Origin of the sequence: Paenibacillus sp. RC73 (assembly GCF_044908085.1) — a bacterium.
Classification (GTDB): domain Bacteria; phylum Bacillota; class Bacilli; order Paenibacillales; family Paenibacillaceae; genus Paenibacillus; species Paenibacillus terrae_A.
Genome location: NZ_JBIYCV010000005.1, coordinates 274,817 through 295,860, shown reverse-complemented (window position 1 = coordinate 295,860; position 21,044 = coordinate 274,817). Strand labels below are relative to the sequence as shown.

Here is a 21,044-nt window from a genome sequence, read left to right as displayed (position 1 = left end):
AATAAAACTTTACCTAAGATTCATGAATTAATAAGAAATACAAATCAACCTTTACAAGAAATGGATAAGTTCATTAGAGCGTTAGCTTTTTGGAATAAGAACAAGAATAGGTTTGAGGTAAATCTATAAGAAGTAAGTGGCAGGCAGACAAACTTGCAAGGCTAAGTCTGGCGAGTCTGCACTATAAGAACGTTATGCCTTTCGAATGTAAGAAGGGGGCGAGATCAATTATATACACTTCACTAAAATTACCAATGTGGGAATATGGGTGTTTATTCCAATTGAAGGTGGACCAGTGATGGATAAGTATACAAACCCAAACTTCACAAGGTGTGCTGTTATAACAATTGATACTCAAAATGACTTTAGCTTGCCCGGTGCCATCGCCGAAATAAAAGGAACCCATGAAGTAATTCCTCGGGTGAAGACAATCTTGGAGGTCTTGCAGAACGAATCAGGTTCCAATTGTACATGTTATTCGTTTGTATAAAAAGGATGGTTCAAATGTAGACCTATGCCGCAGAGGAATGATTGAATCCGGTGTTGATATAGTTACACCCGGATCAACGGGGGCAGATCTTGTGGAGGCAATTAAGCCAGCAAATGCAGAAGACTTGGAATATGAAGCCCTATTAAATGGAATTATTCAATTACTGGGAAATTCGGAATGGGTTATTTATAAACCCAGAATGGATAGGCGATAATAAATGGGCAGAAGTATACACTAGAAGGACAACTAAGATACGATAAAAGTAAAAGGAGATATTATGACGGAGAAAAAAGAAATAGAAGATACAGGGTGGAACTTCGACAACAGTTATATTCATCTGCCGGAAACATTGTATACAAGGCTCAAGCCAACTCCTGTACGCTTACCGAAACGGGTCATTCTTAATGACCCATTGGCAAAATCTCTTGGGTTGAACGGCGCAGCGCTGCGAAGCAATGATAGCGCTGCGGTTCTTGCAGGCAACGAGGTTCCCGAAGGTGCAGTACCTCTTGCTCAAGCTTATGCAGGACATCAATTCGGGCATTTTAACATGTTAGGAGACGGCCGGGCAGTGCTGCTTGGCGAACAGATTACTCCCCTGGGCGAGCGGGTGGATATTCAGCTTAAGGGTTCAGGCAGAACTCCATACTCCCGCAGGGGCGATGGCCGGGCGGGACTTGGGCCGATGCTGCGCGAATATATCATCAGTGAAGCTATGCATGCGCTTGGCATTGCTACCACCCGCAGCTTGGCGGTGGTTACAACCGGTGAGTCATTAATCCGGGAAACCGAGCAGCCGGGTGCCGTTCTGACTCGTGTGGCGGCCAGTCATCTGCGCGTCGGAACCTTTCAATACGTCGCAGCATTGGGCAATACCCAGGATCTCCGGGCCCTGGCAGATTACACATTGCAAAGACATTATCCGGAGGCTTACGGTGATGAGAACCGTTATCTTTTCTTGCTACAAGAAGTGATCAAACGTCAGGCAGGGCTGATTGCCAAATGGCAGCTCGTCGGCTTTATTCACGGGGTGATGAACACCGACAATATGGCCCTCAGCGGAGAAACGATTGATTATGGTCCTTGCGCCTTCCTGGATACCTATGATCCTGAGACGGTATTCAGTTCCATTGACGTTCAGGGCCGTTATGCCTATGGCAATCAGCCCAGTATTGCCGCTTGGAATCTGGCGAGATTTGCTGAGACCCTCCTGCCGCTGCTGCATGACAACGAGGCGCAGGCTATAAAACTGGCCGAGGATGCAATTGCAGATTTTACCGAGATGTATCACCGTAATTGGCTCATGGGAATGAGGGCGAAGCTGGGTATTTTTAATGAAGAGTTGCAGGATCTATCTATTATTGAAGGCCTTCTCAGTATCATGCAAAAGTATCGTGCGGACTACACCAATACCTTCCGTGCCTTAACTTTGGACAAGCTTGAAGATGCAGTCCTGTATGGCACTGAGGAATTTGCCCAGTGGCATGAACAGTGGCAGGCAAGACTGGGTAGACAGCAGGAAACGAAAGCCTCTTCGCAACAACTGATGCGCAGCAGTAATCCTGCGTTAATCCCACGCAACCACCGGGTAGAAGAAGCACTGGAAGCGGCGGTTAAACAAGAAGACTACAGTGTGATGGAGCGGCTTCTTGGAGTTCTTGCGAATCCTTACGCGTACTCTCCCGAACAGGCTGATTACTCAACACTGCCTGAGGTATCCACCCTTCCTTATCGAACCTTTTGCGGTACCTGATTTGGAAACTTTAAAAGGGCATGTACTTAAGCCCTTTTTTCTTTTGGGTATTTTTAAAGGGTATCGAGAACTCGAAGAATTTAAAGGCGATAGGGCCATCTCCTCCCATCCATTTTTGACCATGATTCTTCCCATTCAGCCAACTGTACACATGTTCAATCTCAGATGCCTTTGAAAACGAAGGACTGGGTCATTTGCAAGATGATATTCAAAAAGAAGTTGAAAATAAAAAACAAGTGGCTAATGCTTCTCTGAACCCGGCGAATTCGGATACATACTTCCATGAGAGCCCTATAAGGGGTATTCGTAGTGTGGCTTTAATCAACTTGTCATTGGTGTCATGTCCCCAAAATACACCTACTTAAACAAGGCTTCTACTTGCGGAACATCGCCATTGTTGTAGAAAAAAAATAAAGTACTAGACTGGCCCCAGCTATAAAAACAGCGGCAGCCGTGGACGAGTAAATAAAGTCCTAGACTGTCGCTGTTTTATTGAACTAAAGTTCTCCGTTAGTATAACAATGCATCATCTCTGCAGTTCCCGAAGGAGTTAATGCACAATGAGGACTGGGCAACTTGATAGCTGTGAAACCTTGTGGCTGACACTTCCAAGCATCATTTCTTTTATGCCACTTAGCCCACGGCTTCCAATAATAATGAGTTGCTGCTCGGAATCTCTTGCATAATTTAATATTTCATGTGCAGGATCTCCCTTAAGATGAAGTGTTTCCGGGTTAATCCCCGCAGATTCTAATTTGGATTTGGCTTGTTGCAACTGTTCCAAACTCGCTTTCTCCATTTCGTTCAATATTTCTTCCAAGAAATTCTCTGGTAAATATGTCATGCCATTCGATACATACCCCTGGCTGACATTAACCAAGGTAACTTGAGTTTGTTTGTTTCGGGCTATTTCAACAGTTGCATTGAGGAGTTTGTTCGTTATTTCAGCTTTATCAATTGCCACAATAATTTTGTCAAACATATTTATCGTCCTTTCCGTGGCAGCTCGTAACTATTTCGGCTACCTACAAAACGGTTTCTTGCTGCTCCTATACCGACTAAAAAGAGTAAGACCGAAGCGCCAAGGAGAATGAAAAGTGGCAGATTCCAACTATTTGTCGCATCATGCAGAAATCCTATAAGGGCAGGACCGATTGCGGCAAGAAGATATCCGATCGATTGCGCCATGCCAGACAGTTCCGCTGCTTGATGCGCATTTTCAGTACGTAAACCGAAAAACATCATGGACAAACTAAAGGCGCAGCCTCCACCAATTCCGAGTATTATAATCCACAACAGAATGATATTGGAGCTTCCGTATAAAAGTCCGAGCGTTCCCGTCAAAAGCAAAATGATTGTGATGACCACTAACAAACGTTGGCTAGACATGCGCCCAGCAATAACGGGGACAATAAAGGTAAATGGAAGCAGAGCTAACTGCATTATCGAGAGGTACCATCCTGATTGGTTTGAGTCAATTCCTTGCTGCTTTAAAATTTCAGGCAACCATGCGATCAACACATAGAAAACCATGGACTGTATACCCATAAACAAGGTTACTTGCCAGGCAAGAGGGGATCGCCAAACATTCACATCGTTGCTGGCCATCTGTTGACTCGTCGTGGTTGTTTGCTTCGTTTGATTTCTTAATTGGGGTAACCAACAGAGAATCGATACAAAGCTTAGAATCCCCCATATTCCTAATGCTCCCTGCCATTTTAGACCTGCGTTCACGGCTAGCGGTACACTGATTCCCGATGCGATTGCTCCAAATAAACTCATTGAAATTGAGTAAACACCTGTCATGGAGCCAATTTTATTTGGGAAATCCCTTTTGATTAAACTTGGCAATAATACATTACATACGGCAATTGCGAATCCAAGAATTGCTGTCCCAATATACAGATTAGCTGCGCCAGATAAAGAACGTATTACAATGCCAACAGTCAGAAAGATTAGGGCAATCAAAATGATACGTTCAACCCCATACCTTCGTCCTAATTTTGGTACTAGAGGCGATAATAAAGCAAAGGCGAGCAAAGGTACCGTTGTTATCAGGCCTGCTAATGTATTTGAAATACGAACGTCATCCCTTATGAGACTCACTAAAGGACCGACTGAGGTTAGAGGAGCACGTAAATTAGCTGCAATAACAATAATGCCGAGAATTATCAGTCCTATAGAGGATGGTACGGCTTTTTTATGTTGTTTGTTCGACATTCTTCATTTCTCCTTACTGAATTCATACGTAAAATTTGTTTCCTGCTGATTGAAAAACTATGAAATAACATCCGCGCGAACAATAAAAGTATAGTATAGTATATTATTTTTAACAAGAAGTATTTTATAACACACCTGAACTCATCTAAAAACAAAAATACAACTCTGAATTCCCGTCATGGAATTCGGAGTTGTATTTAATAAGTGGAATTTTCGACTTTTAGAAACCATACTTTAAGGATATATGGAGCACTGTTTCGCTATTCGTATGATTGGTATAAGAGTGAGGAAAATCTGCACGAAAACTGATCGTATCATATTGATTCAATGTGTAAATCTCTCCATTGACTTGAATTTCAATGGAACCAGTCATTACTGTCGCAATTTCAGTTGTATTCACATGATGACCTTCAGGGTGATACGAGCTATTCGGCTGTAAGTAAGCCCGACACATTTCAATATCGTTGCTTGCGTTTTTAAAGACTGGTTCAATGATCCAATTTTTTTGATCATTAGAAAACCGCAGTCCTTCGCCTGCTCGATACAAACTAACAGGGTCTTCTGATTTCAACAAAGCCAATAGCGGTAAAGATATGCCTTTTGAAATTTTCCATATAATCGCCAAGGTTGGATTTGTATCGCCACGTTCGATATTCCCCAGAGTAAGTTTGCTTACACCCGTTAATTCCGCTAAGTCGTCTAAGCTCATGTTTTTTTCTTTTCTGTACTTTTTCAAGACACCGCCGATTTGTAATACAATTTGTTTTGATTCATCGATTTCATCCATTTGATATTCACCTCAACAAAAAACAATTATAGCTAGTATACTGTTTATCTAGACTCTTTTCCATACAATTAGTATTGGATGGTGGACTACACTCCTATGCAAAATTCTGACGTATATGTAACTAATCTGCCAGTTAGCTTAATGAAGCATCGTCAGTTTGACAATTGTTATTCTTAATATATATAACCTTCTCAATGATTTCTTTTAGCAGACCATTTTTGGTTTCTATTTCAACAGAAGTGCTATCAAGTATAGATATTACATCCTCAAACTTTTTGGCTTTTTGGTCATTAGTAAGATCGGATTGTTTTCGAAGTAATAATTGATAATCGTCAATTTCCGCTTCTAGCTTATTGATATCTGCTTTTCTTTTTTTTAGTCTGTCCAAGTATTCTTCTTTGTCGTAATCACCTTCTTCATACATATCTTTGATGCGACAGCACTTATGAATAGTGGAGTAAGTAAAATTACACAAATTCCTTCTGATGGACTGAACTTTATTACAAATCGAAAGTTTTCAAATATTTCATCAAAAAAATTATGGGAGAAGATTGGTTTAAGGAGACGAGTGTAATGAAATTTTTCCCAGCCGTAGTAGCGGATCTGGATTATCGCATGATGTATCAAAATGACCAACATTAATCATATATTTGAACGAACATTAATCGATAGCACTACCATTTATCAATTACAAGGAGAAGGGAAACCGTTTATTTTATTACATGGTTTGTTGAGTGATGGAGAGGGTTTGTTTCCTTTCGGACAAGAGCTTTATGAAAAAACTGGTCAACCTGTATAGATCCTGGATCTTCCAGGATTAGGACGTTCCCCTTTTAAACGAGAGGAAAATCTTCTCAATCTGTATTTGAATATACTGAAAAAGTTATTGGGGGAAGCTACTAATGGTGCGCATTTGATTGGCCATTCCTTCGGTGCGGTCATTCTTCTAGAAGCATCTGATGGAAACGATAGATCGCCTGCTTGTCAGGTTATAATCTTAATTGCGGTTTATATAGAAAGTGATTGTAAATGAAATTAAAAGAGAAAAACCATAGATAAATATATAAAAGGTACAAGGAGAAGTAACAAATTGATATCTCTCCATTGGGTAAATTAAGACTAGGCATGTTTAGGGCAATACTTACGCTAAAAAGACGGTTCCCCCTTTTGGGGAAACCATACGTTATACATAATTCCTTTAAATATTTATGAAATATCCGCATTAACCATACTCTGAATTTTTTATGTGAGAAATTGTGATTGGGTATTTATCTCTCTGTGTTATAGGAACTTCTTCATTTCATTAAATGCTAACTCCCTGTGACCTGCTTGGCAGTGTTGCTCACCCCCCGTTTCTTTAGTAAATACTTTGGTTGTAATGGAAGCCGCATTTATTAATTCTTGTTGAATTTGTGGTAGTCGGCTAATAGGTACATATTGATCATCTTCTCCAGCTAATAAAAGAACATCTTGATTAATGAATGCTCCAATGCCTTGCATCGTGTGTTTTTCGAAATTTTTAATGAGACCAAAAGGAGTTGATTCACCGGTGTTTTCCATCCCTTTGGTAATCTTCCAATGTAAATCAATATTGTGAGTCATCATCTTTTCAAGTAAAGAATCCACTTGATCTACTTCATTATGATCGACTAGCTGCATCATACTCTGATACGTTTCTTCTGGCATACCCATTTTTAAGGCATCTAAACCACAATAGAAAATGTTAAAAGCAACTACTTTATCGATTCTCTTTTCGAAAGCTGCAGCACGCATAGCCAGATACCCTCCCCAAGAAGCACCTATGAGGCTTACACGATCTAATTTGAAATAATCAATCACCGTTGATATGGGCTTTTCCCAGTTATGAATGAATTTTAGACCGTTTTTTAATGCAGTTCCTTGGCCTGGACCATCAAATACAATAATATTGTAATGAATTCCCTTCATAAATTTCATCATTTTAAGCATCTCTTCCATGTAAGAATCATACCCACCAAAGACAAGTAATGTTTTCGTAGCTCCAGGTGTCATTAATTTGACAGCAGGAAGATAGGAGTCTTCATAAGGAATCTTGTAGGATTCATAATCAAAATCATGAAAGCCTTTATAGAAGGTTTCTGTATATTTTTGATACATTTTTTCTTTATTGGGATCTGTGGGTGCAAGATAAAATTCTGCTGCTTGATAGTAGACTGAGGCTAAGTCATAGTCCTTGCTATCTTCGCGTTTCTTTGCTGAATCCAGCCAAGCTTCATACCAGCTATGGGTATCGTTTAATTTCGGAATCATTTTTTCCAAATCTGCTTCTGTGCGATCATCTTCTTGATAATAATCATTGATAAAACGATTAATTTGGAGATTAAATTGTTCGTTATTTACATATTGCTTAAACATATATTTTCCTCCTTCAATTTGGGTATGTGCTTACTATAGAGTATAGTTACTACATAAAAAATAATTAGTATCGCATAATCTGTAAGATATCTTACATGTTATATATGAAGTGTTCGAAAACTTACACATAAGGAGCAAGTGGTTAAACGAATGAAGATATCAGAATTTATAAAACAAAAATCGCTATTGAGCGAGCTTTCATTGAATTACTCCAACAAAATGATTTTAAAGATATTACGATCTTTGGAGAGCCCTATAAGGCAGTAAAAGAACTACTGGGGACCTGATTCTGTTCACATGGTTTGGTTTTGCAAAGTGAGTGATTATATAGTTTGAAGCTCGTGAGCTAACTCAGAGATTGAGTATGCGCTGAAACTAAAGATAAAAGATATGAGGAGAACTGTTAAGGTAATCCGAAATTGATGATTGCGACTCATTTGGGTAAACTAACACTAAGCATATCTTTACCCAAATCCAACCGAAAAGAGGTGATGCCCCATGACAACGAACAGCAAGCCCAATAGATTAATCGCTGAGAAATCGCCTTATTTGCTCCAACACGCTCATAATCCAGTGAACTGGTATGCGTGGAGTGAAGAAGCGTTTGATACAGCGAGACGAGAAAATAAACCTATTTTCTTATCTGTCGGCTATTCCACTTGTCATTGGTGTCATGTTATGGAGAGAGAGTCGTTCGAGGATGAAGAGGTTGCGGATTTGTTAAACCGGGACTACGTATCCATTAAGGTGGATCGGGAGGAACGTCCGGATGTGGATCATATTTATATGTCCATCTGTCAGACGATGACGGGGCATGGGGGCTGGCCGCTTACGATTTTGATGACGCCGGATCACAAGCCTTTTTTTGCGGGAACGTATTTGCCCAAAGAGCAGAAATTTGGCCGTGTGGGTCTAATGGAGCTGTTGGACAAGGTGGCTGCCCGTTGGAAGGAACAACCTGACGAATTGGTGGAACTGGGCGAACAGGTGCTTACCGAGCATGAACGCCACGACAAGCTTGCCAGTTATCGGGGCGAACTGGACGAGCATAGTCTGAACAAAGCCTTTCATCAATTCAGCTTTGCCTTTGATAAGGACTATGGCGGCTTTGGGGAAGCTCCCAAGTTTCCTTCTCCGCATAACTTGTCTTTTTTGCTGCGATATGCACAGCACACTGGAAATCAGCAGGCACTGGAAATGGCAGAGAAGACGCTGGATGCGATGTATCGGGGTGGAATTTACGACCATGTGGGCATGGGATTTTCACGCTATGCGGTGGATGAGAAGTGGCTGGTGCCTCATTTTGAAAAAATGCTATATGATAACGCTCTGCTGGCCATTGCTTATACGGAGGCTTGGCAAGTCACTGGCAAGGAGCTGTATCGACGGATTGCGGAACAAATCTTTACATATATCGCAAGGGACATGACAGATGTTGGAGGAGCCTTTTATTCAGCGGAGGATGCGGATTCCGAAGGAGAAGAGGGCAAATTCTATGTTTGGGACGAGTCTGAGGTAAGGGCTATACTGGGCGATAAGGATGCCGCCTTTTTTAACGATTTGTACGGGATTACACCTTACGGCAATTTCGAAGGACATAACATTCCGAACCTGATTGATATAAATCTGGAAGCCTACGGGATCAAGCATGACTTGACTGAACAGGAATTGGAGCAACGGGCCAGTGAGCTGCGAGCTAAGCTGTTTACTGCCAGAGAGCAACGGGTTCATCCTCACAAGGATGACAAGATTTTGACCTCGTGGAACGGGTTGATGATCGCTGCTTTAGCGAAGGCGGGACAGGCATTTGGAGAGGCTAAATATACCGAACTGGCACAGAGGGCAGAGACGTTCTTGTGGAACCATCTGAGACGGGACGACGGACGGCTGTTGGCGCGTTATCGGGACAGGGATGCAGCTTATCCCGGCTATGTAGATGACTATGCTTTTTATGTGTGGGGCTTGATTGAGCTGTACCAGGCGAGCTTTGATGTACAATATCTGCAACGGGCGTTAACGCTTAATCAGGATATGATCGACTTGTTCTGGGATGAGGAACGGGGCGGACTGTTCTTTTACGGATCAGATGGTGAGCAATTGATCGCCAAGCCCAAAGAGGTATATGATGGAGCGATTCCATCCGGTAACAGCATTGCGGCCCATAATTGGATGCGACTGGCACGGTTGACGGGGGAATCTCGGTTGGAGGACTATTCAGCCAAGCAATTCAAGGTTTTTGGTGGCTTGGTTGTTCAATACCCAACGGGTTACTCGGCGCTGCTTAGCTCGCTATTGTATGCGTCGGGAACGACGAAGGAAATTGTTATTGTGGGGCATAGGGATGATCCGCAGACCGACCAGTTTATTCGAGCGGTTCAAGCCGGATTCAGGCCGAATACAGTTGTTATTTTGAAGGATGAGGGGCAGTCCGCAATCGCAGACATCGTCCATTATATCCGTGATTACACGCTCGTCGATGGCAAACCGGCTGTGTATGTGTGCGAGCATTTCGCCTGCCAGGCACCTGTCACCCGTCTCGATGATCTTAAGGCTTTACTGAATTGATTAACCTAAAATAAAAAACAAATTTGATCCCCTTGGGGTAACAAGCATATGGTGATTTTCGAAAAATGACCTTATGTATGCCAACCTCAAGGGGATTATTTCATGTTTAGAGGTAGGTATAGTGAGTTAAAACTAACATTTCCTTAACATGTTCTGTGCATTTTTTTTAATAGTTTTTAGGTATATTATATTAAGGAATCGGTTCCAAGGAGCCTTGCTTCATTAAAAAATAAGTACATATACCTATTCGTTGTCGTGTTTATATCTTTTTTGTGTCGAAGTGTTTTAGAGGGAGATGATGAAGAACGGAAAAGAGGAAGTGAATTTGTCGAGTGAATAATCATTGGCAAAGCGAAGCGGTTCACAATATGCAAGCAATCCAGATGATGAATTGGAGATGTTGACTAATGAAGAAGTTTGCAGGAAAACCATGGCACGTGGGAAGGATGCTCAGCAATAATTTTAAAACGAAGCTGATGGTCGCTTTTATTGCTTTTTTGATCATACCATCTATGATTGTTGGGGCTCTATCATTTGTGAGCGCCAGACAGGAGATTCTAAACCAGATTGAAGATAGCGCCGAGCAGGTCATCACCCGCACTAATTTTATTATTGATAGCGCCATTTCACCCAAGGTGCATGATGCAGAATATTTCGCTGAAAGGCTAAAAGGCAACCTGGTGGAGACGGAGGAACAAGCGGCGAATTTGGAAGAATTCTTTAAGCAATATATTGCACTTCATCCTGAAACAGAATCCATTTATTATGGAACGAAAGGTGGTAAATTTACAACCTATCCACAGAAGGAATTACCGGATAATTATGATCCCCGAGTCAGATCCTGGTATGAGCAGTCCATAAAGGAACAAGCAAAAACAGCGATTAGTGCGCCCTATCTCTCCGCATCCTCCAAGCAAATGACGGTTACGGTGTCCAGAGCCACGACGGATGGTTCGGGTGTTATTGGCATCGATCTGAAAGTTAGCGGTATTAAGGAGACACTGAACAATATTAAAGTAGGTCGTGAAGGTTATGCCATATTGCTGGACAGCGAGCGCACTTACATTGTTCATCCGACGAAGGCACCAGGCACCAAAATAGCAGATATTGAATCACGCATGTATGAGAGCGACGCTGGTGAATACGAGTATCAGTATGAAGGTCAGTCCAAATATATGAACTATGCGACCAACAAGCTGACAGGCTGGAAGATAGGCGGAACGCTGTATTTATCTGAAGTGGATGAAGCAGCACAGCCGATTTTGATCAGCACCTTGCTTACGGTCGTCGGGTGTCTTGTGGTGGGTATAATCATTGTCTATTTCCTGATTCGTTCCATCATCAAACCTATTTTAAAATTGAAGGAACAAGCGGTTAATGTGAGCGCAGGGGATCTGACGCAGGACATTCAAGTGAAGAGCGAGGATGAGATTGGTCAATTGGGACTGGCTTTCCGAAACATGCAGGATAACTTGCGATCTGTCATTCAGAACGTAGGGGAAAGTGCAGATCATGTCGCTAGATCCTCGAACGAGCTAACGGTAAGCGCAGAACAAACCAGTGCTGCAAGTGAGCAGGTATCACAGGCTGTTCAGGAAATTGCCAGTGGAGCAGAGAAGCAGACTACAGGCCTGGAAAATAACTCAGTAGCCCTTGATGAAATTGCACAGGGAGTCACACAAATTGCGGAACGCTCAATCTCGGTAGCCGATTTGGCCAGACGATCCTCTTTACAAGCAGAGGAAGGACGGAAATCCGTTGAGCAAACAGGCGAACAAATGAATTCGATTCACCATTCGGTAGAGCAATCTAACCGAATGATTCAAGCCTTGCAAGCCCGCTCACAGGAAATCGGTGAAATTACCAAGGTTATTGGTGAACTATCCAATCAGACGAACCTACTGGCCTTGAATGCAGCGATTGAGGCGGCTAGAGCAGGTGATCATGGCAAGGGCTTTGCCATCGTTGCAGATGAGGTGCGCAAGCTGGCAGAGCAATCGCAGGCATCTGCAACACAGATTGCCACATTGATTGCCGAAATTCAGCATGAAACGGAAACCACGGTTCAGACGATGAACCGTGTTACGACTGAGGTTCAGAATGGGCTGCAGATTTCTAAAGAAACCATTGTCAAGCTGGGAGACGCGATGGAAGGCATTCGGGAGACCACACCTCAGGTGGAGGAGGTTGCTGCGATTGCACAACAGATATCAGCGAGTGTACAAGAGATTGCAGCGACAGCCAACGAGCTGGCGACGATTGCAACCGGTAATGCTGCTACTTCTGAGGAAGTTGCCGCTTCCTCAGAAGAGCAGCTGGCTTCCATGGAGGAAATATCAGCCTCTGCTCAGCTGCTATCAACAATGGCTGCTGAGTTGAGGTCTATGATTGGTCGTTTCAAGTATTAAAACGAACTTGAACCCTATGGAATCTATAGTACAATGAATGCTCGGGACAGTTCTTTAAGCCTTATGGCATAAGGAATCTGTCCTGAGTTTTTTTATATTTCCAATATAGCTTACAAAGTAGGGAGATTACAGGAGGGAGAACACTTGGTTCGAGACTTGGTGCTTTATGTTATCGTGATATTATTAATTGTTTTGACTTTTCAGCCGCCTATTACATTTGCGCGCCGCAATCTGATTTCTCAGCTCATTCGGCAGACGATCACGCGTGTTTTTTATGGAGTGACAGGAATTCTATTCTTATATTTTGGCATAAGTGATAGAGATCTGATGACTTGTGTGCTGGAGCTAGGGATTGGTCTGATGTTCATCGCTTTGTTTGTACGCGTTTGGATCATTAAACATACATATGAACAACGTTTACTGGGCCAAAACCGTGATCTCCTAAATGTGCTTCGGGTTCAACCCGGTTTTACCTTCAGGCTGGAGAAAAGCGGCGACGAATTTTATTATAGGCTGCTCGAAGGAGGCTTGCTGGAGCGCATGGGTATGGATCTGCAAGTCAGCTATAATCGAAGGGAGCATGTTAAGCGACTCGGGGATATTTTCGAGCTTTCCTCTGAAACGCTGGAGCAGCTTAGCGAGTACTACAAACAGGCATGGTTCGGTGACCGGACGGTATTTGAGCTGGAGTTTTGGGAATACTCGGCTTTAATTACCTTACATCCGGTCAGGGAGGACGGGATCACCAAGCATGTCATCGGTCACGTAATGGATATTACGGAGTATAAAGCTTCCGAGCAGAAAAGAAAGGAGGTAGACGAGGCTAACCATGCCAAAAGCGTTTTTTTGGCTCATATGAGCCACGAAATTCGCACGCCGCTGAATGGGATCATCGGTCTGTCCAAGCTGTTGAACAAGACGGAACTGACTGCTGTCCAAAAAGACTACCTTGACAAGCTGCTCGCCTCCTCGGGTACCCTCTCGTCCATGCTCAATAACGTACTGGACTTTTCCAAGATGGAAGCAGGCAGTTTGGAATTGGAAAGACAGGAGTTTGAGCTGGAAAAAATGCTTAGGCATCTTGCAGATACGGTGGGTACTTTGCTGGAACACAAAGAAATAGAGATCATTTTTATAACGGACCCCAAATTACCCAAAAGTGTTAAAGGTGATCCATTGCGGATGGAACAGGTGCTTTTAAACCTTCTGACTAATGCCGTCAAATTTACGGATCAGGGACATGTATTGTTAGAGGTGAAAATGCTAAGCCAGCAGAACGGACGGGTAGTGTTGTCCTTTATGGTGGAGGATACGGGTATAGGTATTTCCGAGGTGGGTGTGAACAAGCTGTTTGTCCCTTTTACCCAAGCGAATACATCAACCAGCCGCCGATATGGGGGCTCCGGGCTGGGTTTGGCCATTAGCAAGCATTTGGCTGAAGCCATGGGCGGGAATGTAGAGGTTGAAAGCCGATTGGGAGAATACAGTCGGTTTTACTTTAATGTCGAACTGAATATCGGGGATCTACATCCGGAAGGCGCACAGATAGAAAAACAAATAAGCGGCAAAGCCTTAATTGTTGTGCGGCATGAGCTGTTGAGATTTAGTCTGAACGAATTACTACAAAGCATAGGATTAGAAACATACACCATTTCATCCTTTCAGGAATGTGTGGAAGCTTTTCAAAATGGCGAATATTTTGATTTGGTTATGGTCGACATGGGGATGAATGGCTTTAGAGAGCTGGATACACGGAGACAATGGCTTCAATTGCTAAATAGACAGATGACTCAGGTCATTGGACTTACAACAGTGTTCCAGATGGAAGGGATAGCAGTTGGGGACGAGGATAGCAGGGTGGATGCCTTTTTGTCCAAGCCCGTGACTCGAAACGCTGTATTGGAGGTTATTCGCTGGAGGCTGGAAAAGGAAAAGACAGTGTCTGTAGATGTTAATACTCTGGATACATATACGATAATGAGCCCTCGTTATGAAAGAGAGATTACAACACAGAAGTATCAAATTCTCATAGCGGAGGACAATGAGATTAACCAGGTGGTAATTACCGAGTTCCTGGCAGAGCGCGGTTTTGAAGTAACCATGGTTGCAAATGGAAGAGAACTGTTAGAGTCACTGGAACTGCGTTCCTGGGATATGGTAATGCTTGATCTGCATATGCCAGAGATGGATGGCTTTGAGACGGCCAGACATATTCGCAGCAAGAAAGCTTTTAACAGACTTCCAATTATCGCCTTTACGGCCGATGCTGCGCAGCATGAACAGGAGGTTTGCCTTCGTTCAGGCATTAATGCTGTGCTGCTCAAGCCTGTCCATGAACTGAATGCTGTAAGAGTGTTAAACAGCTGGATTCATTTAGCATGGCTGCAAGAATTACATGGTGTTCACGCGGAACAGGCGATAGCCGGCATGGATGGAAAGGTATATATTTTTCAATTTGCCCTTTACAAATGGATTCAGGAATACCAGCATCTCGATAAAAGATTGACGAGGAAAATGGACAACGGACAGTTATCTGCCGCTCTCCGATTAATCCACTCGCTTAAGGGAGGGGCAGGAAACCTGTTTGCGTCCGGGCTGCTGGCAAAAGTCATAGAGCTGGAAAAGGGATTGAAACGTAGCCATGAAACCTCACCAGGGAAGATGTATCCAGACTGGCGAGAGCAATTGAGCTTGGTTCAAAAGGAGATTAACCAAATCAAGTCATCGGTTCCCTGGAGCTGATCGTGCTATTGCACAAATTTATAACCAATTCCCCAGATGGTCCTGATTAATTTCGGCTTTTTAGGGTCTTTTTCGATTTTCCTGCGCAAATGGTTGATATGTACGTCTACAGCCCTCTCATTAATAAAGGAGTCTGTGCCACGAAGAGCTTGAATCAAGGCATATCGGCTGAATACAATTCCCCGGTTCAAATAAAAAAGCTTCATAAGCTCAAATTCCGAAAATGTCGTCTCCACAATCTGCCCATCAACGGTAATCATTCTTCGCGCCAGATCCAAAACAATGTCTGTTTCAGGCTCGGCTTCAGGCGCAAGGCCTCTTGCCTGTAACCGTGTGATTTCAATACGACGGAAAAGAGCCTCGATTCGCGCCTTTAGCTCCTGCATACTGAAAGGCTTGCAAATATAATCGTCTGCTCCCAACGTAAGTGTACGGATGCGCTCTGAGATATTGTTTTCTGAAGAAATCACGATGATTGGCACATCCGTATGCTTGCGTACCAGTGGGCAGGGATTGACACCATCCAAATCTGGAAGCAGTAGATCTAGCAAAATAATATCAGGCTGCACCATACCCAGCCGGGCAATTCCCTCAGCCGCCTGTTCCACCCGGGTAACGTTGTAGCCTTCTCCAGTCAAATACAAGGAAAGGGTATCTCCCAGCATATTGTCATCTTCAATAATCAAAACATTAGACATAATGATATTTCCTTATCTTTCTATCAAATTCGAGTCAAATGGTTAGGATAGGTTCAATGCATTCAAAAAGTTTTTGGCAAGTTCTTTTGATAGAGTAACCCCCTTTGGACAGTCTGTCAAAAGATCAGGGGGATCGGGCAAACCAATAGCCGGGCAGAACGGATTTATACTTTTTTGATATGGAAATGCTCTATTTATAAGATTTTCAGCTCTATTCCGACATTTTTCGTGGAGAATTAACAAAATGCAACAAGTCCTCAACACTCGATTACAAAAATTTAACAAAACACATCAGAAGCATGCATTGACTTTAAAAAAAATTATGGTATTTTATTACATAGGAGTGACATCCACTGATAGGCCCCTTAGAACCCCCCACCATTTAATCTTCTGGAATTTAATTTACACTCCATAGACTATTTTGCATTTATTTTCTGTACTCTAATCGTTCCTGTGATCGTACTCATGATTTTTTGGTGTGGCTACCCCATTGAGATTCGGACTGTCTTCTCTTTTTAGCTTACATATTTACACTTTTTTTGCTTTCCATGCTTGTATTTTTTCCAAATCAGGTCAGCGGGAGGACGAGAAATCAATGAACACATTCGAAGCACTGGAGTCCAATGTAAGATCCTATTGCAGAAACTTTCCGGTTGTTTTCAACAAAGCGAAAAACGATGTGCTGTATACGGAGGCAGGAGAGGGATATATCGACTTTTTTGCCGGAGCAGGGGCCTTGAACTACGGACATAACAACGATTTTATGAAAAATCGGATTTTGGATTACTTAACCTCTGATCGGATCATGCACGGTCTGGATATGTACACAACGGCGAAACAGGAGTTTATTGAGTCTTTCTCCGAGCGTATTCTCCAGCCCAAGGGCTTGAATTATAAGCTGCAATTTTGCGGACCAACGGGAACCAATGCGGTAGAGGCAGCGCTGAAGCTTGCACGCAAAGTCAAAAAAAGAAATGGGATTTTTGCTTTTATGGGCGCATTTCACGGCATGTCTCTAGGAAGTTTGTCCGTTACCAGTAACAACTCCATGAGAGAGAGTGCTGGTGTATCCCTGAATAACGTTACCTTCATCCCCTTTAACAGTACGTTTAACGGCTTGGATACCATTTTGTATATGGAGCAGCTTTTAACAGATACCCATTCCGGGGTGGAAAAGCCAGCGGCTATCATTCTGGAAACGGTACAGGCTGAAGGTGGTATTAACATTGCCGATACTGAATGGCTGCGTGATTTGCGGCAACTGTGCGATGATCATGATATTTTGCTGATTGTTGACGATATTCAGGTCGGCTGCGGTCGGGTCGGTTCGTTCTTCTCGTTTGAGCGCGCGGGTATCGTTCCTGATATGGTCGTTTTGTCTAAGTCGATCAGTGGTTATGGTTTGCCGATGTCACTGCTACTGCTCAAGCCGGAGTTGGATATTTGGAGCCCTGGCGAGCACAATGGTACCTTCCGGGGGAACCAGCTTGCTTTTGTAGCCGCCAAGGCTGCGCTGGAGTTCAGGGATACGGTAGGGCTGGAAGCACAGGTAAAAGAGAAAGAAGCTTTTGTTCAGCAATTTTTGTATGAACATATTCAAACGATTGACCCTCTCATTGACATTCGCGGCTTGGGACTGATCTGGGGAATTGATGTGTCTCCTCTGGGAGAAGCCTTTGCCAAAGAAGTAGCTGCTCTTTGCTTTAGCAGGGGCCTCATTATTGAGCGGGCTGGACGTAACGATACGGTGATTAAAATTATGCCTGCGCTAACGATCAGCTTGGAAAACCTGCGTGAAGGCTGCAACATCATTAAAGAGAGCATGGTTCAGGTGTCCAGCACACTGGTTACTTTGTAAATCTTCATATTTTAACAGATTGACGGGAACCTCCATCGCTGCTATTTTCTAGCGGCAGGAGGTTCTTTGTCAAATCACCATTAATCCGGTATGATGAGAATAATTATCAATGAACAATACTGGAGTGAAACGCTGTGCAGGAAGCTACTTTTCATCATAATTTTAATCTGTTTCTTGAAAAATTGGAGCTGAACTTTGACGTTACAGGCGATAAAGCTCCGTTGGAACTTATACAAACCGTAGGGAAGGGTACTATTTGCCGTTGCTCCCCGCGTCTGGATATGGAGCTTGTGGTTTCCGATTATACCTTTCATCAAAGCCGAACGATTGATTTTGTGGCTTCTGTGCCTATGGTGGAGCTTACCTGCTGTTTCCGGGGCGGACGGGAGGTTCAGGCGTCGGGAGTACGGCATGAAATTGTGCCGGGGCATTTTTCGTTACAGCTCCTGAAGCCGGGCGAAGCTCGCTTTGAATTTACGGCGAATGAGCAATTTACGATGCTGGGAATCGGGATTCCGATATCGACGTTTCATTATTTTATGGAAGAGGCGGACGGAAGAAGGAGTGTTGATTTTGCGGATTTACTCGGACCCCATTCATTTCGCGCTTTTCAGGCTCGTATGAGTCCAGTTGCCGTCTCCAAATGGACTCAGCTAATGCAGGGAATTCAATCCGGCTCGATGCGCAATATAGAAATGGAATGTGCCGTATTGGATTTGTGGATGCTGGCTTTACACACCTTTTTCGAGAATGGGCATGATCCACCCGTCTCCTTGAACCGGGATGAAATCTCCAAAATTAAGAGGGCGCGTCAAATTATGCTGGAGCACATGGCGGAGCCGCCGTCTCTCTTGCAGCTTTCACGTATGATCGGCATGAACGACTACAAATTAAAAATGGGCTACAAGGAAATGTACGGAACAACCGTCTTTGGAGATCTGCGCGAACAACGGCTGGAGCAGGCACTTCATTTGCTGCAAGTCGGAGGAAATAGTGTTACGGAAGTTTCTTTTGCGGTGGGCTATTCCAATCCAAGCTACTTTGCAGAGGCGTTCCGTAAAAAATACGGCTGCAATCCGGGTACGCTCGTCCGAAATCGTTTATTCCGCTAATTAACCCATTCCCGCAAACCAGCAAAAGAACGCAGTTCTTTATCATTCCTGATTTGAAAAATTAAAATCAAAAATCCCCTTGGTCGGTAGAATGCCACGTTCTGCTTCACAGCAGGTGGCAGCTCCAACCAAGGGGATTCTTGCAATTCAATTAAGAAGTAACGGCTTGCGCGTATTTTTGTGCGGATTGCTCAAGCTGCTCGTCGGTCAGAACCCCAGCACCATATTGTACGAAATAAGGGAGCAATTTGACACCAATCAAGTGGCTTGTAGCTTCGAGAGGTCTCAACAGTTCTTCGATTGTGTATCTGTTCCGTCCGTCATGTTGATAGTTTTCCTCTACACTAGCGGCAGACAGAGCAATCAGTAACTCTTTGCCCTCCAATTTGCCACCTTCGCTTCCATAAGCCCAACCGTAAGTCAGAACCACATCTTGCCATTTTTTCAGCAGGGAAGGGGTGCTATACCAGTAAAAAGGAAATTGCAGTACAATACGGTCATGCTGCTCCAGCAGTTCCTGCTCTTGAGCTACATTGATTTTCTCATCCGGGTATACTTCATACAGGTTATGAACGGTTACACCCGATTGCTGTTTGAGCTCCTGGACCCATCTTTTGTTAACGCGGGACTCCGCAAGATTAGGGTGGGTTACAATAACAAGTGTTGACATATGAAAAACATCTCCTTTAACTTATTTTATGTAAGTAAATTACGTTATAACTTGTAACTATTATAGTTTCAACTCATATTCTTGTCAAATGGATTGTCTCTTAAAAAAGAAATCCCCGGCAAGCGAGTGCCGGAGAATTCATCCTGCGAAGTATTCTCTGTCGAATTAAGCGATATGATTGAGCGAAACTATCTTATTCTTGCCAGAACGCTTGGCTTGATATAGGTAGTCGTCCGCTTCCTGAAAGAACGAATCTTTGTTCATTTCTTCTGTATAGCTTTTCAGTCCAATGCTTACGGTCACGGAAATGTTCTGCTTTTTTTCATGAAAGATCATCTTTTCCACTGCATGTCGGATGTTTTCGGCGATTTGATAAGCTTCTTCAAAAGTATGCTCGAACATCAGGATGGCGAATTCCTCACCACCATAGCGGGCCGCAATATCATTAGCTGTAATCTGTTCTGTAATGATTAGCGAAATGCTCTCCAAAATTTTATCTCCGAACTGGTGCCCGTAATTGTCGTTAATTTTCTTGAAATTATCAATATCAAGTAATGCGAGATGGATAATGGCGCCTTGTTCAGCATATTCGAGTGCTTTTTCATAGAAGTTCTGAAAGGACAAATGATTATAGAGCTTGGTTAACCCGTCGGTCATCGACATTTTGCTTATAATCGCATTACTAATCATTAATTCCTGGTGAGCACGCTGTGTTTTATACAAATCCAACAGCAGGTCACGGCCGCTTGCCTGAATAATAATGGCAATAAAAGTGGACATAATCAAAAAGATCAGAATCGCTACAATATCAAAGACCGACAAGTAGGTACGGAAAGAACCATCCACTGCCAGCAAAAGTAAAAAGACTCCAACTTGCAAGACAAAGGAAAACCATATTAGGCGACGATTGAAGAACAGGATGGATGAGAAAATAGGCAACAAGCACAACGCCGGGATAATCCCAATATCGTAGTTTAAACGAATGATGGTCCAGCAGATGACCGTGCTTGCCACAAATAGGATCACAAATGAATATCTGTTGTATTTATAATGAACCAGCTCTGCAAGCAGATTGGAACCACACATAATCAGTGTCGGAACAATGAGAACTCCAACGTAAAATTCATAAGACGAAGCGTGGTATTCGAGAAATAAATAACAACCAAGCTGCGCAATAAAATGTACGGCTATAATCATCCAGTATAATAAAAACATTCTCCGTACCCAGCGAGCTTCCTTTAATTTATAATCGGTTGTTTGAGTAAGTCGTGTTGTCTTATTCATGATGTCACCACACTTAATGTATCTTTAGCCATTCTCGTATTATAAGATACTATGTGACGAAGT

The 21,044-nt window shown here is 43.1% G+C and carries 15 protein-coding genes and 1 pseudogene; 8 read left to right on the top strand and 8 right to left on the bottom strand.

Annotated elements, in window-relative coordinates; genetic code table 11:
- Positions 1 to 482 precede the first annotated feature (482 nt).
- Positions 483 to 704 carry a hypothetical protein gene (locus ABH897_RS14430; protein WP_404559671.1) on the top strand — a complete coding sequence of 74 codons (222 nt, stop codon included), beginning with the start codon at positions 483 to 485 and terminating at the stop codon, positions 702 to 704.
- Between the two features lie 63 nt (positions 705 to 767).
- Positions 768 to 2,243 (top strand): protein adenylyltransferase SelO, encoded by a 1,476-nt coding sequence (locus ABH897_RS14425; RefSeq protein ID WP_283655979.1) that lies wholly within the window; start codon positions 768 to 770, stop codon positions 2,241 to 2,243.
- 550 nt (positions 2,244 to 2,793) lie between these two features.
- On the opposite strand, the gene ABH897_RS14420 is transcribed toward ABH897_RS14425, so the two are convergent.
- From ABH897_RS14420 to ABH897_RS14405, 4 genes are all read right to left on the bottom strand, one after another.
- Complete coding sequence (locus ABH897_RS14420; RefSeq protein ID WP_404521843.1) at positions 2,794 to 3,225, bottom strand: universal stress protein; 432 nt, start codon at positions 3,223 to 3,225, stop codon at positions 2,794 to 2,796.
- A 2-nt stretch (positions 3,226 to 3,227) separates the two neighbouring features.
- Complete coding sequence (locus ABH897_RS14415; RefSeq protein ID WP_283657914.1) at positions 3,228 to 4,463, bottom strand: CynX/NimT family MFS transporter; 1,236 nt, start codon at positions 4,461 to 4,463, stop codon at positions 3,228 to 3,230.
- Between the two features lie 220 nt (positions 4,464 to 4,683).
- On the bottom strand, positions 4,684 to 5,250 hold the full coding sequence (locus ABH897_RS14410) for a helix-turn-helix domain-containing protein (RefSeq protein WP_134914818.1): 567 nt from the start codon (positions 5,248 to 5,250) through the stop codon (positions 4,684 to 4,686).
- Between the two features lie 133 nt (positions 5,251 to 5,383).
- On the bottom strand, positions 5,384 to 5,674 hold the full coding sequence (locus tag ABH897_RS14405) for a hypothetical protein (protein WP_404592264.1): 291 nt from the start codon (positions 5,672 to 5,674) through the stop codon (positions 5,384 to 5,386).
- 15 nt (positions 5,675 to 5,689) lie between these two features.
- Here ABH897_RS14405 and ABH897_RS14400 point away from each other — a divergent pair.
- Positions 5,690 to 6,205, top strand: a pseudogene (locus tag ABH897_RS14400) (alpha/beta fold hydrolase); the annotation flags it as partial.
- A 326-nt stretch (positions 6,206 to 6,531) separates the two neighbouring features.
- Here the strand turns inward: ABH897_RS14400 and ABH897_RS14395 are convergent.
- On the bottom strand, positions 6,532 to 7,644 hold the full coding sequence (locus ABH897_RS14395) for an alpha/beta fold hydrolase (protein ID WP_404592263.1): 1,113 nt from the start codon (positions 7,642 to 7,644) through the stop codon (positions 6,532 to 6,534).
- A 498-nt stretch (positions 7,645 to 8,142) separates the two neighbouring features.
- On the opposite strand from ABH897_RS14395, the gene ABH897_RS14390 reads away from it, so the two are divergent.
- The 3 genes from ABH897_RS14390 (at position 8,143) to ABH897_RS14380 (ending at position 15,359) form a co-directional block, all read left to right on the top strand.
- A complete protein-coding gene (locus ABH897_RS14390; RefSeq protein WP_404520082.1) occupies positions 8,143 to 10,209 on the top strand; it encodes a thioredoxin domain-containing protein in 2,067 nt (688 codons plus the stop codon).
- 407 nt (positions 10,210 to 10,616) lie between these two features.
- A complete protein-coding gene (locus tag ABH897_RS14385; RefSeq protein WP_404520084.1) occupies positions 10,617 to 12,617 on the top strand; it encodes a methyl-accepting chemotaxis protein in 2,001 nt (666 codons plus the stop codon).
- A 144-nt stretch (positions 12,618 to 12,761) separates the two neighbouring features.
- Entirely contained in the window at positions 12,762 to 15,359 is a 2,598-nt protein-coding gene (locus ABH897_RS14380) for a hybrid sensor histidine kinase/response regulator (RefSeq protein WP_404520086.1), read from the top strand.
- A 5-nt stretch (positions 15,360 to 15,364) separates the two neighbouring features.
- On the opposite strand, the gene ABH897_RS14375 is transcribed toward ABH897_RS14380, so the two are convergent.
- Positions 15,365 to 16,057 (bottom strand): response regulator transcription factor, encoded by a 693-nt coding sequence (locus tag ABH897_RS14375; RefSeq protein ID WP_283655988.1) that lies wholly within the window; start codon positions 16,055 to 16,057, stop codon positions 15,365 to 15,367.
- 595 nt (positions 16,058 to 16,652) lie between these two features.
- Between ABH897_RS14375 and ectB the strand changes: the two genes are divergently transcribed.
- Positions 16,653 to 17,915: a diaminobutyrate--2-oxoglutarate transaminase gene (gene ectB, locus ABH897_RS14370; RefSeq protein WP_404520090.1), complete on the top strand. Its 1,263-nt coding sequence runs from the start codon at positions 16,653 to 16,655 to the stop codon at positions 17,913 to 17,915.
- 134 nt (positions 17,916 to 18,049) lie between these two features.
- Positions 18,050 to 19,027, top strand: a complete 978-nt coding sequence (locus tag ABH897_RS14365; RefSeq protein ID WP_404592261.1) for a helix-turn-helix transcriptional regulator — start codon at positions 18,050 to 18,052, stop codon at positions 19,025 to 19,027.
- A 151-nt stretch (positions 19,028 to 19,178) separates the two neighbouring features.
- Here the strand turns inward: ABH897_RS14365 and ABH897_RS14360 are convergent, their stop codons facing one another.
- Entirely contained in the window at positions 19,179 to 19,697 is a 519-nt protein-coding gene (locus ABH897_RS14360) for an NAD(P)H-dependent oxidoreductase (RefSeq protein WP_283655991.1), read from the bottom strand.
- 165 nt (positions 19,698 to 19,862) lie between these two features.
- On the bottom strand, positions 19,863 to 20,981 hold the full coding sequence (locus ABH897_RS14355; protein WP_404520092.1) for a GGDEF domain-containing protein: 1,119 nt from the start codon (positions 20,979 to 20,981) through the stop codon (positions 19,863 to 19,865).
- Positions 20,982 to 21,044: the final 63 nt, after the last annotated feature.